Genomic DNA, 16,309 nt, shown 5'->3' on the forward strand with positions numbered 1-16,309 from the left:
AACGATCACGCAACTCTTTCCGTGTGAACACGTTTATTCATAGATTTTATCGTTATTGATTAGTGTGGCCGTTTGGAAAAGGGTTTATACGTCTATCATCTAGTATTATTTTTTTCAGTCTTTATATTATCGTGTACCTGTTTCAGAGCTTGCTCAAATTTACCGGTGTTTTTTGGCTCATAATAGTGACTGTTTTTTAAAGCGTCCGGTAAGTATTGCTGGTTCACCCATCCTTCTGTATAGTGATGAGGGTATTGATAGGTGATCCCTCGGCCCATTTCTTTGGCTCCCTGGTAGTGTGTATCTTTTAAATGTGCCGGCACATCACCACTTTTTCCGCTGCGTATATCGGAAAGTGCACCATCAAGCGCTTTATATGCTGAATTCGATTTAGGGGAAAGGGCAAGCTCGACAATAGCATTAGCCAGTGGTATGCGGGCTTCAGGAAATCCGAGACGATGAGCAGCATCAGCAGCGGCTACGGCACGTGGTCCTGCCTGCGGGTTTGCCAGGCCGATATCTTCATAGGCACAGACAATCATACGTCGCTCGATGCTGTCCAAATCACCGGCTTCAATCAATCTTCCTAAATAGTGAAGGGCTGCATCAACGTCACTACCTCTGATGGATTTTTGAAACGCAGAAAGAACATCATAGTGCGCATCCCCATCTTTATCATGTGTAAAACTTTTTTTCTGCATACATTCTTCAGCAGCATCCAATGTTATCGTAATAATGCCGCTTTCATCGGCTGGTGTCGATGAAACGGCCAGTTCCAATCCATTCAGTGCCGAACGCATGTCGCCGTTGGAAGCTAGAGCAAAGTGATCCAGTGCGTCATCCGTCAACCTTATTTTCTGGTCACCAAGTCCTTTTTCGTCATCCTGGGCCGCCCTATGCACAGCGGTTTTCATATGTTCTTCCGTCAGGCGGTGCAGTTCAAATAAATGGCATCTGCTGCGGATCGCGGGATTGATAGAATGATAAGGGTTGCTTGTCGTGGAGCCGATCAATATCACACGGTTGCTTTCAATGTGTGGCAACAAAAAATCCTGTTTTGACTTATCAAGCCTGTGCACTTCATCAAGCACGAGCACCACCTGACCGCTCATTTTAGCTTCTTCGGCAACAACTTCCATGTCTTTTTTCTTATCAACAACAGCGTTCAATTTTTTTACTGGAATGTCGAGACTTCTTGCCAAAGCAAATGCCAAAGATGTCTTGCCTGTTCCGGGTGGACCGAATAAAATCATGGATACAAGTCTTTTTGCCTGAATCATGCGATTGAGTATTTTCCCTTCATTTACCAGATGTTCTTGGCCAATAATATCGTCAATATGTTGTGGGCGCATGCGAAATGCAAGTGGTTGTTGGTCCATTGTGATCGTCCTTTATATAAGAATAGGTTATGTATAAAGCGTAATGGCGATTATGTTAAAATGCAAGAAACAGGCGATTCATGCTATAATGAGCTGTATTGTTATTTTAAGGAATGATGAACTGTTTATAGAGGTGTTGGGAATGAAAATATCGACAAAAGGACGATACGGGCTGACCATCATGCTGGCGCTTGCCAGAAAGCATGGGGAAGGTCCATTATCATTAAAAGCGATAGCACGGGAAAACGATTTATCCGATCATTATTTGGAGCAACTGGCGTCACCGTTGCGTAATGCCGGTTTGATTAAAAGCATTAGGGGAGCATACGGAGGCTATGTTTTGGCTAAGGATCCCGATGAGATCAAAGCCGGGGATATCATTCGTGTTTTGGAAGGACCTATTTCTCCTGTGGAAGGAATGGAAAATGAAGAACCGGCTAAACAAGCATTGTGGATTCGTATCCGGGATGCTGTAAAAGATGTCCTTGATACGACAACGCTTGAAGATTTACGACGTCATGAACATGATGGGTATCAGGATGCCTACATGTTTTATATATAGAACAACAGAAAATAGAAAGGATTGTAACCATGGAACGTATTTATATGGATCATGCCGCAACCACTCCAATGGACAAGCGTGTTGCTGAAGCGATGACTCCCATATTCACTGAAGTTTTTGGGAATCCGTCCAGTGTCCATGCGTTTGGACGATTGGCACGTCAGTATCTTGATTCGGCCAGACGTACCTTGGCCAGGAGTATCCAAGCACGTGAAAAAGAAATGATTTTCACAAGTGGTGGAACGGAAGCGGATAATCTGGCTATTATTGGAACAGCCATGGCGAACAGAGATAAAGGAAATCATATTATTACGACAATGCAGGAACATCATGCTGTTTTGGATGCGGTACAATATCTTGAGGAGCAGGGTTTTCATGTGACATATTTGCCGGTTAATGAAACCGGGATTGTTTCCGTGGATAAACTGAAAGAAGCATTGACCGATGAAACGATTGTTGTGTCCGTTATGTATGTCAATAATGAAACAGGTGTTATTCAGCCGATCGAGGCCATAGGTTCATTATTAAAAGATCATCAGGCTATGTTTCATACGGACGCTGTGCAAGCATTTGGATTATTGGATATTGACGTGAACCGAGAGGGCATTGATATGCTAAGTGCTTCTGCCCACAAAATCAACGGCCCCAATGGCATTGGTGTTTTGTATGCCGGTGATGACATAGCCATGGCATCGATGCAATTTGGTGGGGAACAGGAACGAAAACGCCGACCGGGTACGGAAAATATTCCGGCTGCCGTTGGATTTAAAAGGGCCTTGGAATTGGCCATGGAATATAAATTAGTAAGAAATGATGTGTACGAACAGTACAAACAAACGTTCTTAGAAGCACTTGCCAACCATAACATTCGTTATTACGTGAATGGTGACGCGGAACAAACGGTCCCATCGATTGTTAATATCAGTTTTCCCGGAACGAATGTGGAAACACTCTTAACAAACTTTGATCTGGATGGTGTTGCAGCATCCAGCGGCAGTGCATGCACTGCAGGCTCGGTGGAACCATCCCATGTTCTTGCTGCCATGTTCGGGCGAGGGGATGAACGGATCACGAATTCAATCCGGTTCAGTTTTGGTGCGTTTAATACGATTGACAATGTGTCTGAGGCTGCGGACAGAGTGGCTGAAATTATCAAGCGGCTGACCAATGAAAGGAGGCAGGAAACATGAAACGAAATGAAGATACACGCGTCGTTGTTGGCATGAGCGGCGGTGTCGATTCGTCTGTGGCCGCCTTGCTATTAAAAGAACAAGGCTATGATGTCGTTGGCATTTTCATGAAAAACTGGGATGATACGGATGACAACGGTGTCTGTACGGCAACAGAGGATTTTGATGATGTTGTACGGGTGTGCAATCAACTGGATATTCCGTATTTCGCTGTCAATTTTGAAAAGGAATATTGGGACAACGTATTCACGTACTTTTTGAATGAGTATCAATCTGGACGAACGCCAAATCCGGATGTTATGTGTAATAAGGAAATTAAATTCAAAGCATTTTTGAACCATGCCCTATCCCTTGGTGCCGATTATTTAGCTACCGGCCATTATGCACAAGTCCGGAATACAGGGTCATCTTTTGAGATGCTGCGCGGAGCAGACAACAACAAGGACCAGACGTATTTCCTGAATCAGCTGACATCGGATGTATTGGCCGAAGTCATGTTTCCTCTGGGCCATATGACAAAACAGGATGTGCGTGCCATTGCCAAAGAACGGGATCTAGTGACAGCATCTAAAAAAGACAGTACCGGCATTTGTTTTATCGGTGAAAAGAACTTCAAATCCTTTCTCCGTGAATATCTTCCGGCACAGCCCGGTTTGATGAAAACAATGGATGGTACGGAAAAAGGATGGCATGAAGGCTTGATGTACTATACGATCGGTCAGCGTCAAGGACTTGGAATCGGTGGATCCGGAGAACCATGGTTTGTGCTTGGCAAAAATTTGAAAGATAACATCTTATACGTTGGTCAAGGGTTTGATAATGATAAGTTGTACTCAGATGGATTAATCGCATCGGATGTTAATTGGATTAATAACATGACAGAAAAAACATTCACCTGTACGGCTAAGTTCCGTTACCGGCAAAAAGACAGTGGCGTCACTGTCACACAGATGGAGGACGGATGTGTCCGTGTGGCATTTCATGAAAAGCAGCGGGCCATAACTCCGGGCCAGGCCGTCGTGTTTTATGATGGACAGGTCTGTTTGGGCGGCGCCACTATTGATACGGTGCTAAAAGAAGGGGAAACGCTCGCTTATGTCGGATGATTCATCGGAAAGGAGCAAAACAATGGATAAGAATCAGCAGGCGATTGAACGGATGAAAGAACAGAAGTACGACGAAGCAGCGTCGTTGTTTAATGAGATTATCGAAGAAAACCCAAGTGATCCGGTTGGTTATATTAACTTTGGCAATCTGCTTTTGCATGTCCATGATGCAGAGCGGGCAGAACGGTTTTTCCAACGCGCATTGGAACTCGATGAAAAAGCTGCAACAGCCTATTATGGACTCGGAAGCCTTTGTTATGAAAAGGAGGACTACGCGAAGGCACAAGAACATTTTCAAAAAGCTATTGATATCGGTCTTGACGAAGCGGATGTGTATTTTTTGCTCGGGATGACATTCATTCATCAGGAGCATTATAAGCTTGCATTGCCATATCTCATGCGTGCATCGGAAGTGGCCCCCGATGATTCGGAGTATATGTTCCAGTATGGGCTGGCTCTGGCCCAGAGCGACTATACAACCGAAGCAAAGCCTATTTTTCAGCAGGTACTGGCTATTGATGAGCAGCATAGTGACGCCTACTACAATCTTGGTGTTATTGCGTTGTATAACGATGACCTTTCCACTGCCATGGGCCATTTTGACCAAGCGTTGACCATACAGCCAGAGCATGTTCTGGCAGCCAATGCCAAAAAACAGATCACGGATGCCATGAATTCGGACAATAGCTGAATGAGATAAGCGAGGTTGGTTGCAATGACGTCGGATAAACCATCCAACAACGACTGGACTTTTATAAAAGGCGAGCTTCTGTACACGATTTTTCGGAACGAGCAGGAGTATTTCACGATCGCTAAAATTAAGATACACGAAACAGACGAAGACTATCACGAGAATGAGATTGTGATCAAAGGCTATTTGGCGGATTTGCAGGAGTCCACTATTTATTCGTTTTATGGGACAATGGAATACCATGCGAAATTCGGGATGCAATATAAAGTCCATTCCTATCAGACATTTATCCCTGACACCAAAGACGGTCTCGTAAGCTACTTATCCAGTGATTTGTTTCACGGCGTTGGCAAAAAAACAGCCGAAAAAATTGTCACTCATCTCGGCACAAGCGCCATTACAAAAATCGCAAACGATCCGGATGTTTTGAATGAGGTGCCCGGTTTGAAAAAAGATAAAAAGGACCTCATTTCCAAAGCGGTGATGGAAAATCAAGGGTTTGAGCAAGTAGCCATCCATTTATCCAAATACGGCATTGGGTTGAAACTGGCCCAAACCATTTACCGCGAGTATAAAGAAGAAGCAATGGACGTGCTTCAAGATGACCCTTATCGGTTCGTATTTGATATTAACGGTTTCGGGTTTCAGACAGCCGATCAAATAGCCCGGCAAAATGGGCTCTCCCCTACGCACCCTAACCGGCTTGGGGCCGGATGTATTTATGTTTTGCAAAAAAATATACAGAACGGACACGTTTACTTGCCTGTTGATATGTGCATAAGCGAAGCAATGGCCATTTTGTCTGAACCGGATGGTATATTGACTAAGGATGTTTTAAATGAACGGTTGGAAGCGTTGAACAAGGAAAAACAGCTGATTATGATCGATGACAAGGTTTATCTGCCATCGCTGTATTATGCGGAAGATGGATTTGCTGCCCATGTCAACCGGCTTATAGCGAAACCTGTTGAGTATGAGATTCCCATTGCAGAGCTTATGAAAATTATTGGTGATATGGAAGAGCAAGAAACGATCAGCTATGGAAAAGAGCAATTTGAATCAATTAAGCAGGCATTGAATTCCAGACTTATGGTGGTGACCGGCGGGCCGGGAACCGGGAAGACAACCGTCATTAAAGGTATCCTCCACGCCTATGCAGCGGTGAACGCTATCAAAGCAAGTCCTGATGCTTATGATTCAGAAGCAGATTATCCGTTTATTTTGGCTGCACCGACAGGGAGAGCTGCGAAACGATTGAGTGAATCGACCGGTCTTCCGGCAGTGACGATTCATCGCTTATTAGGATGGGATGGGAAGACAGGTTTTGACAAAGACGATCAGGAACCGCTATCAGGTAAATATTTGATTGTTGATGAATTCTCCATGGTTGACATCTGGCTTGCTAACAGTCTATTTAAAGCAATTCCCGGAGACATGCAAGTACTCTTGGTTGGGGATGAGGATCAGTTGCCGTCGGTGGGGCCGGGACAAGTGCTGGCCGATTTGCTTGGAAGCGGACGTATTCCGTTTGTAAGCCTTCACGATGTCTACCGGCAGAAGGAAGGCTCCAAAATTATTGAATTGGCCCATTTGATAAAAAGGGATCGATGTGGACCGGATGCGCTTACAAATGATCAGGATTTCAGTTTTATCCCTTGTCATGAATCGCAGCTTCTGGATGCTCTGATGACTGTATTCCATAAAGCAGAAGCAAAAGGCATCGATCGGAAAGATATTCAGGTACTTGCACCCATGTACCGATCACAAACAGGAATACACACTATCAATAAACAATTGCAAAAACTCGTTAACCCCGAATCTCCCTCCAAACGAGAAGTGTTGACCAATGATGCCATCCATCGGGTGGGAGATAAAGTACTGCAGCTTGTTAATCAGCCCGAAGATGGCATTTATAATGGGGACATAGGGGAAATCGTCGCTATCTTTCGGTCCAATGAGACGGTTGATAAAACAGAACAGCTTGTCGTTTCCTTTGAAGGAAGGGAAGTTGTTTATGAAAGAAACGATTATATCAATATTATGCATGCATATTGTATTTCCATTCATAAATCTCAGGGGAGTGAATTTCCGATTGTTATTATGCCGGTTCTCCCTGCATACCGGCGGATGCTCAAAAAAAATTTGCTGTATACCGCTATTACGCGCAGCAAACAATCCTTGCTTATTTGTGGTGATCAGGACGCATTTTTACGCGGGGTACAGACACATGATTCCAATCAGCGTTACACCACCCTGCAGGAACATCTTCTCGATCGAGACCACGATACCAATCCAGAAGTTTCAACACATTCGGACGACAGTGGCATAACCCCTTATGACTTTTTATAACCAAGACGTATATTTTTATGCATTTGGGCAATCATAAATAAATAAAAAGGAGTATACGGGGTATGCTGATTTGTCCGAATTGCAATGAGAAAGACATAGGAAAAATAGGCACACATCAATTTTATTGTTGGAATTGCTTAATTGAGTTGGCCATATGGGAAGATACATTGACGATTCATGAAGTGGAAGCGGATGGATCATTGAGTTCATTGGATGATTTATTCACAGAAGAAGAACGGAAAATTCAATGGTAATGCATTGGTCATCTATTATCTTTCCCTCGAATTTCCCTCGAAGAAAGGATGCGGGACATGTTTCAAAACAGTAAGCCGTTAAACTTTCTTTTTTGGACGGCAGCAGGGATTCTTGTCTTTTTATTTTTCTATCTTCTCGTTAAGTTATTTCCGATGTATGATGCTGTCGTTTCGTTTCTATGGCATTTGCTCCTTCCTTTTTTAATTGCTGCTTTTATTGCTTATCTACTATACCCAGTCGTTGAAAAGATGCATCAGTGGAACATTCCGAAAAGCTTGGCCATTCTCCTCATCTATCTTATTTTCTTCGGCGGGGGCATCTATTTGCTTTATCGGGTTTATCCAACCGTTTTGCACCAATTAAGTGATCTTCGTGAGCAGTTGCCGCAACTTATAGAAATGTATCGCAATTTAATTTACAGCCTTTATGAGTATACATCGTTTTTACCGGAAACCGTCCACGATAATATGGATGATCTCATATCTGAATTTGAGGCATATATGGAAAATTTGCTGTCCGATATCGTCCGAGGATTTACTAAGATCGTCGATATGATTATCATTATCACCGTTATCCCGGTGCTTGTTTTTTATTTTTTAAAGGATTTCCGTGTGATAAAAACGTATGTTAAGAAATGGATTCCTCATAAGTATCACGAACGTGCAAGTGCTTTGTGCCACGCTATCAATGAAGGACTTGGCAATTATATCAGGGGGCAGTTGGTTGTTTGTCTGTTTGTCAGTCTTGCTGCTCTGATTGTGTTTCGCACTTTGGACATTCCTTATGGTCTGTTGCTGGCGATAATTATGGGGGTGACCAATATCATACCTTACTTTGGTCCGATTTTGGGTGCGGTTCCGGCAATAGCGATTACCGCGACAACTTCCGGCAAATTGGTGTTGATGGTCGTTATCAGTATTTTTATCATTCAAGTGATTGACGGCAATTTGTTATCGCCGTATATTGTTGGCAAAAGTGTTAAAATACATCCCATCGCTATTATATTTGCTTTATTACTGGGTGGGCAGTTAGTCGGCATTGCTGGTATGATTCTGGCGGTTCCGATTTTGGCCGTTTTGAATGTAGCCGTTCCACATATTTTAGCACTCAGACAACACAATTGACATTTTAAATAAGGTTGTCTATAATAATTTCATATATCAATCGCACCGTACTGGAAGGCTATATGTAAAAACAATGAAGGTTCCGAGTACATGTATCTCGATCATGCAGAGAGGGATTTCCACAGGCTGGAAGAAATCCCGGATGTTGAGCCATGGAATGCTAAGCTGGAGTATGGGTTAATACCTGTCGGTTTCAAACCGTTATCATGTGAAGCGATGAATGGACATCCATTCATAATTAGGGTGGTACCGCGGAGTGATCCCGTCTCTAACAATCATATGGAGAGGGGATTTTTTAATTGGTGTAATACATATTGGAATAGGATAATCGTCATGGAGGTAAAACATGGAACAGTTTACATCCGCACAAATACGTCAAATGTTTCTCAACTTTTTTAAGGATAAAGAGCATCGAGTGGAACCTGGTGCATCGCTTATACCACGCGAAGATCCAACACTTCTCTGGATTAACAGCGGTGTCGCAACGTTAAAAAAATACTTTGATGGCCGGGTGATTCCAGACAACCCGCGAATCGTCAATGTTCAAAAATCAATCAGGACGAATGATATTGAAAATGTCGGGTTTACGGCACGACATCATACGTTTTTTGAAATGCTCGGGAATTTTTCTATTGGTGATTATTTCAAAAAAGAGGCTATTGCATGGGCATGGGAGTTTCTGACAGATGATCGTTGGATTGGATTTGACCCGGATCGGCTTGCCGTTACTGTCCACCCGGAGGACGATGAAGCTTATCATATTTGGTTGAATGATATACAGCTTCCGAAAGAGCGAATAATCCGCTTGGAGGAAAACTTTTGGGATATTGGAGAAGGACCAAGTGGGCCGAATACCGAAATATTTTACGATCGGGGAGAGGACTACGGCAACAACGAGAATGATCCTGAACTCTATCCCGGTGGTGAAAATGAACGCTATTTGGAAATTTGGAATCTGGTGTTTTCCCAGTTTAATCATAATCCTGATGACACCTATACACCACTGCCAAAGAAAAACATCGATACCGGTATGGGACTCGAACGAATCGTTTCCGTCATTCAGGACGTGCCGACCAATTTTGAAACGGATTTATTCATGCCGATCATTCGGGAAACCGAAGCCATATCGGGAAAAACCTATGGTGAGACGCAAAACGATGATACCGCATTTAAAGTGATTGCCGATCACATCCGAACGGTGACCTTTGCTGTCGGTGACAAAGCTCTGCCTTCCAATGAAGGGAGAGGGTATGTTCTTCGCAGGCTCTTGCGCCGTTCCATACGGTTTTCCAAACAGCTTGGTATTGATGAACCGTTCATGTATAAGCTGGTACCGGTTGTTGGTGACATCATGCAAGAATTCTATCCGGAGGTTGTGAAGAGCCATGACCATATCAGTCAAGTTATACGATCAGAGGAAGAACGTTTCCATGAAACATTGAATGATGGATTGGAAATTCTCAGTAAAATCATTGACAAAGAAAAGCGTTCGGGAAGAGACGTTTTTCCAGGCCAAGAGGTATTCCGACTCTACGATACGTACGGTTTTCCAAAAGAACTGACGGAAGAGTACGTTCAGGAGCATGGATTCTCAATAGATGAACAAGGTTTTAATGAAGAAATGGAGAAGCAGAGACAACGAGCACGGAATGCTCAGCAACAGTCTGATTCCATGCAGGTGCAGGAAGGTGTGCTTAGGGATTTCACCTTGGAAAGCACCTTCGTCGGTTATGATAAACTTCAAACGGAAACCGTAGTGCAAGCCATTGTGGATGGAAAAGAATGGACAAATATTGCCCAGGCAGGTCAGGACGTGTTTGTCTTCTTAGAGGAGACACCATTTTATGCCGAAAGCGGGGGACAGATAGCAGATAAAGGCTGGTTGTACACGGAGACAGCCTCAGCATATGTTGGTGATGTGCAGTTGGCTCCACATAGTCAGCATGTGCACAAAATACATGTTCATGAAGGGGAAATCCGGACAGGTGATTCAATAAAGACATTGGTGGAAACGGACTTCCGCACTCACATCGTCAAGAATCACACAGCTACTCACCTGTTGCACCAAGCATTAAAAGATGTGCTGGGCGAGCATGTGAACCAAGCTGGTTCGCTTGTTGAACCCGAGAGACTCCGTTTTGATTTCACCCACTTCGGGTCAGTGAGTGAAACTGAACTGGAGCGGATTGAACAGCTCGTTAATGAAAAAATTTGGGCATCCATTCCGGTAACTGTTAACTATAAAACAATGGATGAGGCCAAAGAAATCGGAGCCACGGCATTATTCGGCGATAAATACGGTGATATTGTCAGGGTGGTTGAAATCAATGATTACAGTATTGAATTATGTGGTGGTTGTCATGTCCGGAATACGGCCGAAATTGGCATGTTCAAAATTGTGTCTGAGTCCGGTATCGGAGCCGGATCCCGTCGGATTGAAGCTGTCTCAAGCAAACAGGCGTATATGCATGTCAACGAAAAATTGCACATGTTGCAATCAGTTGCTCACATGTTGAAAACAAGCGATGATCAAGTGCCGGAACGAGTTGAGCACCTGTTTCAGGAAATAAAAGATTTGCAGAAAACAAATGAATCGTTGAGTGCTAAATTAACCAATGCAGAAGCTTCATCGATGACGGAACAAACAGAGACCATTAATGGTGTGCCCGTTATTACACAAAATGTTCATGTTAAAGATATGAATCAGCTTCGTCATATGGTGGATGAGTTAAAACAGAAATTGGGGTCTGGCGTTATTTTATTGGCTGCGGAAATAAATGAAAAGGTTCAGTTTGCAGCTGGCATGACACAGGATTGGACAGAAAGTGGTCTGCACGCGGGCCATCTCGTCAAACAAGCTGCTGAACGCTGCGGCGGTAGTGGAGGCGGTCGGCCGGATATGGCACAGGCCGGCGGCAAAAATCCCAGCAATATTAACGACGCACTTCTCGCGGCTAAGGAATACATTGAAACAGTAACAAGGAAATAAATGCGATTTTATCATTAAAAGAAAAACATGCACGAAGCAAGACAAGCATGTTAAAATGATAGATAAAGGCAATATATGGAATGGGGTGTCACGATGAGTTCTGATAAAACAATGAAATTTAACTTTTCAGAGGACCCTTTTGATCAAAATATTAAAGAAATTCTGTTGACCGTTCACAAAGCCTTGAAGGAAAAAGGGTATAATCCGAACAATCAGATTGTCGGTTATTTATTGTCTGGTGACCCTGCTTATATTCCTCGGTATAATGATGCACGGAGTTTGATGCGCAAAGTGGAACGGGATGAGGTTATCGAAGAACTTGTCAAATTCTACCTCAACGAACAGCAAGAAGGGAATTAGATGAAAATAATTGGTTTAGACGTCGGTTCAAAAACGATTGGAGTGGCTGTCAGTGACGCGTTTGGCTGGACGGCCCAAGGCATTAAAACGATTAAATGGGATGAAAACGACATTTTTTCGGCAGACAAGGAGCTGCAGGAAATAATAGATGACCATGAAATTGGGAAGGCTGTAATAGGATTCCCGAAAAACATGAATGGAACAGTCGGCGAACGTGGAAAGGCTTCGGAAACATACGCTAAGCATGTGGAAGACGTTTTTGGCATACCGACCGCTTTGTGGGATGAACGATTATCGACTGTCGCTGCTGAACGTGTATTGCTTGAGGCGGATGTAAGCAGAAAAAAAAGAAAAAAAGTGATCGATAAAATGGCAGCTGTAATGATTTTACAGGGTTATCTCGATCAGGAAAATCAAAAAGGAGTGTAGGCATGGCACTTGAAGAAAAAGAACGGATTATTATCCCCGATGAAAACGGAGAGGAACATCTCTTCGAAGTATTATTTACGTTTGATGTTGATAAAACAGGTTATTCCTATATTGCGGTAATGCCGGTTGATCAGCAAGAAAATGAAGAAGTGGAAGTGTATGCATTCCGGTATGAGGAACAGGAAAAAGATGATGATCTTTCTTTGTTCCCAATTGAATCGGATGAAGAATGGGAAATGGTGGAAGAAATGCTTAACACTTTGATTGATGAGGACCACGATGATCAGTAGCGTGCTTTGATTGGGGAAGCTGGTATCTCGGTGGGATACCAGCTTATTCCTTGATTGAGTGCAACGTGACACTGGGCATTGGGAAATCAGTTGTATCGGTTAATTATCATTTGACTTATCTTTACGGTGTTTGTCTTTAACGATTGGATTTATGTGGCTAATCCCGTTCTTTTTTAGTATAATATTCGTCGTGAAGGAGGGAAGCTGCATGTCCGATAAGAAAACACCGAATAATGATAAGGACAATCCGGTAACTAAACGTGACGATGCCGGAATCGTACGGCGGATTGCAGCGTTCATTATAATTGCATTCATACTTATTTTTATCATCTGTGGCATATCAGGGTTATGGTATATAAAATCGGCGCTTGAGCCGGTTGATCCTGAAAGCGATAAGGATGTATCAGTGGATATTCCGTTGGGTTCCTCTACATCAGACATAGCCTCACTTCTTGAAGAGAAAGGAATTATAAAGAACAGTACCATTTTTCGCTTTTATTTAAAGTTTAAAAATGAATCAGAATTTCAAGCCGGTGACTATACCCTTTCACCGTCTATGGAAATAGATGAATTAGTGAAAGTACTGAAAAAGGGGAAAGTACTGAAAGAACCCATGTACTCTGTTACGATCCCTGAAGGGAAAACCATCAAGGAAATGGCCTCGATTTATGCTGCTGCTTTGCCGTTCAGTAAAGAGGCATTTTTAAATAAGGTGAATGATCCACATTATATGGATAATCTTATCAATACGCACCCTGACATTTTATCCAATGCGATTTTAGATCCACAAATAAGAACACCATTGGAAGGTTATCTGTTTGCAGCGACATATAATTTTTACAGCAAAGAGCCGGGTGTTGAGAAGGTTGTCTCTAAAATGCTTGAAAAAACAGCCAAGGTTGTCAAGCCACGGCTGGACGACATAGCCTCACGGGACTTAACAGTGCACAAAGCGCTTACGATGGCTTCGATTGTGCAGAAAGAAGCACGTTCCAAAAAGCAACGACGAAAAATTGCGGGAGTATTTTATAACCGGTTGGAAAAAGATATGCCGCTGCAGACTGATCCAACCGTTTTGTATGCGCTGGGCGAACATAAAGAAAAAGTGTTACTGGAAGATCTGGAAGTAGAATCCCCCTACAATACGTATCATGTGGACACACTTCCTGCAGGTCCCATAGCTAACTTTTCTAAAACATCTTTTAATGCAGCGATCAATCCGGAAAATACAGACTATATATATTTCTTGCATGATGATAAAGGCAATATTCATTATGCAAAAACCCGAAAGAAACACAAACAGTTAAAGGCACAATATATTGATTAACGTTACTTTCGCAGGGATTAATCCGTTGTCATTTCTGTATTTGGTAAGACACGTCTACTGCATAACTTTTTAAATGAGGCTGATACGTATGTCTGATACCTTGACCCATTATTTAATGGCGTCGCTTGACGAACGAACAGATGAAATCAAAACGTTAGAGAGGCAAGCAAAAAATGACGGAATTCCTATTATGGATCCATTGGGAATGAACTTTGTCGTACAAATGATCCGGCTGACGAAACCAGAGCGTATATTGGAAATCGGTACTGCTATTGGTTACTCGGCTTTGCGTATGGCTCAGGCTCGCCCTGAAGCTTCGATTGTAACGATTGAACAAGATGGCGAGCGATACAGGTGTGCGTTGGAAAATATTCGCCATATGGGAAAACAGCATGCCATTGATGTGATTCCGGGTGATGCTGCAGAAGAACTGCCCAGGATGGCTGATAACACATTTGATATGGTACTTATTGACGCCTCAAAAGGGATGTATAAGGAATTTTTTCAGCAAGCAGAGCCGCTGTTATCATCCGGTGGCATCGTGCTGACCGATAATGTATTATTTAAAGGATATGTTGCCGATGCCAGCAAATCGCATCCAAGATATCAAAAGATTGCCGGAAAGATTAGAGAATATAACGACTGGCTTTTACAACGTCCGGACTTCACAACAACTATTATACCAATCGGGGACGGCATCGCCATCAGTCACAGAATGTAGGGAGAAGGCGAGTCGTCGAATGAGAAAAATTGCTGGGAAAAGTATTGAAAATTTAAACGCAATCTGCCATAGTGGTTTCTAAGTTATTTGAATTAAAAAGCATAAATATTTGTTATGAGTATGTTATCGTCATTTAATGAGGATAAAAGGAGTGTGTGTGAAGAATGGCAACAGAGAAAAGTTTTTATATGACACAAGAGGGAAAAGAGAAACTCGAAGAGGAGTTGCACTATTTAAAAACGGAGCGTAGGCAGGAAGTCGTGGAACGGATTAAAGTAGCGCGAAGTTTTGGAGACCTTTCCGAAAACTCCGAGTATGATGCTGCCAAAGAGGAACAGGCTTTTGTTGAATCGCGTATATCGCAAGTGGAACAAATGATCCGGAATGCCGTTATTATTGAAGACGATAACCAGAACCCGGACGTTGTGTCGCTCGGCAGGACTGTCACTTTTAAGGAAATGCCTGACGGCGATACGGAATCGTATACAATTGTCGGCAGTGCCGAAGCGGACCCATTCGAAGGGAAAATATCAAATGATTCTCCTATGGCCAGGAGTCTGCTCGGTAAGGAAATCGGGGCGGAAGTATCTGTAACAACTCCGGGTGGCGATTTGTTTGTACGTATTGAAAATGTCGAATGACTATACCATATTTTCCATTTGAAATCACATATATGCGCATCAAAAGGGGAGAGGCTGATGGGCTTCTCTTTTTTTGTAATCAAGATCTATTTGCCATAAATGTGCTTCTAATGGCATATAACGTTGATGAAAAAATATGATATTATCATAGAGAGATACGATTGGAGGGGTGAATCAGTGTCTGACGATGATCATTTATCAAGAATCAATAAATATGAAAAACGGCGAAAAAATACTAGATCGCTGTCTGTATTCATCGTGCTGGGAAGTATACTTCTAATCGCATTGGTGTTGGTTCTTATCTTCAGTGGAGGTGATGAATCGAACACCGGGACAGATGAATCATCAACATCGTCAAACAACGATACGGAGCAAAAGGAAGCGGAGCAACATGATGAAACCGGTCAGTCTCAGTCATCCAATGATCGTGTTGATTCCGAAAACAGTATGGATAAGCCTGCGAATAACAACAGCACGAACGACCAAACGGATGGAGATGACAGCGGCGATAACAACGACAATAATGATTCTATGGACAGTGTCGATACCGAGCAAGTGTCCCCATCCGATGACAATGTCATTAAGGCCTATACCGGAGATTGGAAACCGGTCGGTACTGACCAGTCGGGGCCGCACACTACTGACTATAATGAAGGATCGCAGGATAGAGAGGAAATGCGCGAAGCAGTTGCAGCTGCTACAGGCTTAAATGTGGATACATTTACTATGTGGTATGTTTCCAGAAATGGTGACCAGCAAGTTCTGACAACTGTTTCCAGTAACGATGAATCGACTGTTTATCGAGTTTATTTGTCTTGGATCAAACATAAAGGGTGGAAACCGACCAAAGTGGAACGATTAAAAGAAAACGATCAGAAATGGCGCTACGAATAATG

16 protein-coding genes are annotated in these 16,309 nt (G+C 43.0%); 15 read left to right on the forward strand and 1 reads right to left on the reverse strand.

The features are described from left to right. Positions 1–95: 95 nt before the first annotated feature. Positions 96–1,379, reverse strand: coding sequence for a replication-associated recombination protein A (locus ABDZ72_RS10030; RefSeq protein WP_343752681.1), 1,284 nt, complete (start codon positions 1,377–1,379; stop codon positions 96–98). A 142-nt stretch (positions 1,380–1,521) separates the two neighbouring features. Here ABDZ72_RS10030 and cymR point away from each other — a divergent pair, with 142 nt between their 5' ends. The 15 genes from cymR (at position 1,522) to ABDZ72_RS10105 (ending at position 16,307) form a co-directional block, all read left to right on the forward strand. Beyond that, positions 1,522–1,941 carry a cysteine metabolism transcriptional regulator CymR gene (cymR, locus tag ABDZ72_RS10035; RefSeq protein ID WP_343752682.1) on the forward strand — a complete coding sequence of 140 codons (420 nt, stop codon included), beginning with the start codon at positions 1,522–1,524 and terminating at the stop codon, positions 1,939–1,941. A 29-nt stretch (positions 1,942–1,970) separates the two neighbouring features. Continuing rightward, the gene (locus tag ABDZ72_RS10040) at positions 1,971–3,131 is read left to right on the forward strand and encodes a cysteine desulfurase family protein (RefSeq protein WP_343752683.1); all 1,161 of its coding nucleotides are present in this window, start codon (positions 1,971–1,973) and stop codon (positions 3,129–3,131) included. Further along, positions 3,128–4,237, forward strand: coding sequence for a tRNA 2-thiouridine(34) synthase MnmA (mnmA, locus tag ABDZ72_RS10045; protein WP_343752684.1), 1,110 nt, complete (start codon positions 3,128–3,130; stop codon positions 4,235–4,237). The genes ABDZ72_RS10040 and mnmA overlap by 4 nt, the downstream gene beginning before the upstream one ends. A 22-nt stretch (positions 4,238–4,259) precedes the next feature. After that, the gene (locus ABDZ72_RS10050) at positions 4,260–4,928 is read left to right on the forward strand and encodes a tetratricopeptide repeat protein (protein ID WP_343752685.1); all 669 of its coding nucleotides are present in this window, start codon (positions 4,260–4,262) and stop codon (positions 4,926–4,928) included. 24 nt (positions 4,929–4,952) lie between these two features. Further along, positions 4,953–7,277 (forward strand): SF1B family DNA helicase RecD2, encoded by a 2,325-nt coding sequence (gene recD2, locus ABDZ72_RS10055; RefSeq protein ID WP_343752686.1) that lies wholly within the window; start codon positions 4,953–4,955, stop codon positions 7,275–7,277. A gap of 62 nt (positions 7,278–7,339) precedes the next feature. Continuing rightward, positions 7,340–7,531, forward strand: a complete 192-nt coding sequence (locus tag ABDZ72_RS10060) for a hypothetical protein (RefSeq protein WP_343752687.1) — start codon at positions 7,340–7,342, stop codon at positions 7,529–7,531. Between the two features lie 57 nt (positions 7,532–7,588). Next, positions 7,589–8,656: an AI-2E family transporter gene (locus tag ABDZ72_RS10065; RefSeq protein ID WP_343752688.1), complete on the forward strand. Its 1,068-nt coding sequence runs from the start codon at positions 7,589–7,591 to the stop codon at positions 8,654–8,656. A 346-nt stretch (positions 8,657–9,002) separates the two neighbouring features. Then, positions 9,003–11,645, forward strand: coding sequence for an alanine--tRNA ligase (gene alaS, locus ABDZ72_RS10070; RefSeq protein WP_343752689.1), 2,643 nt, complete (start codon positions 9,003–9,005; stop codon positions 11,643–11,645). 93 nt (positions 11,646–11,738) lie between these two features. After that, a complete protein-coding gene (locus tag ABDZ72_RS10075) occupies positions 11,739–12,005 on the forward strand; it encodes an IreB family regulatory phosphoprotein (RefSeq protein ID WP_343752690.1) in 267 nt (88 codons plus the stop codon). After that, complete coding sequence (ruvX, locus tag ABDZ72_RS10080) at positions 12,006–12,434, forward strand: Holliday junction resolvase RuvX (RefSeq protein ID WP_343752691.1); 429 nt, start codon at positions 12,006–12,008, stop codon at positions 12,432–12,434. It begins immediately after the preceding gene. A 2-nt stretch (positions 12,435–12,436) separates the two neighbouring features. Continuing rightward, entirely contained in the window at positions 12,437–12,724 is a 288-nt protein-coding gene (locus ABDZ72_RS10085) for a DUF1292 domain-containing protein (protein ID WP_343752692.1), read from the forward strand. 208 nt (positions 12,725–12,932) lie between these two features. After that, entirely contained in the window at positions 12,933–14,051 is a 1,119-nt protein-coding gene (mltG, locus tag ABDZ72_RS10090) for an endolytic transglycosylase MltG (RefSeq protein WP_343752693.1), read from the forward strand. An 88-nt stretch (positions 14,052–14,139) separates the two neighbouring features. Then, complete coding sequence (locus ABDZ72_RS10095; protein WP_343752694.1) at positions 14,140–14,772, forward strand: O-methyltransferase; 633 nt, start codon at positions 14,140–14,142, stop codon at positions 14,770–14,772. A 164-nt stretch (positions 14,773–14,936) separates the two neighbouring features. Next, positions 14,937–15,413, forward strand: a complete 477-nt coding sequence (gene greA, locus ABDZ72_RS10100) for a transcription elongation factor GreA (protein WP_343752695.1) — start codon at positions 14,937–14,939, stop codon at positions 15,411–15,413. A gap of 177 nt (positions 15,414–15,590) precedes the next feature. Beyond that, positions 15,591–16,307 carry a YrrS family protein gene (locus ABDZ72_RS10105; protein WP_343752696.1) on the forward strand — a complete coding sequence of 239 codons (717 nt, stop codon included), beginning with the start codon at positions 15,591–15,593 and terminating at the stop codon, positions 16,305–16,307. Positions 16,308–16,309 lie beyond the last annotated feature (2 nt).

The organism is Lentibacillus halophilus (assembly GCF_039522485.1).
In the GTDB taxonomy this organism is placed as follows: Bacteria; Bacillota; Bacilli; order Bacillales; family Amphibacillaceae; genus Lentibacillus; species Lentibacillus halophilus.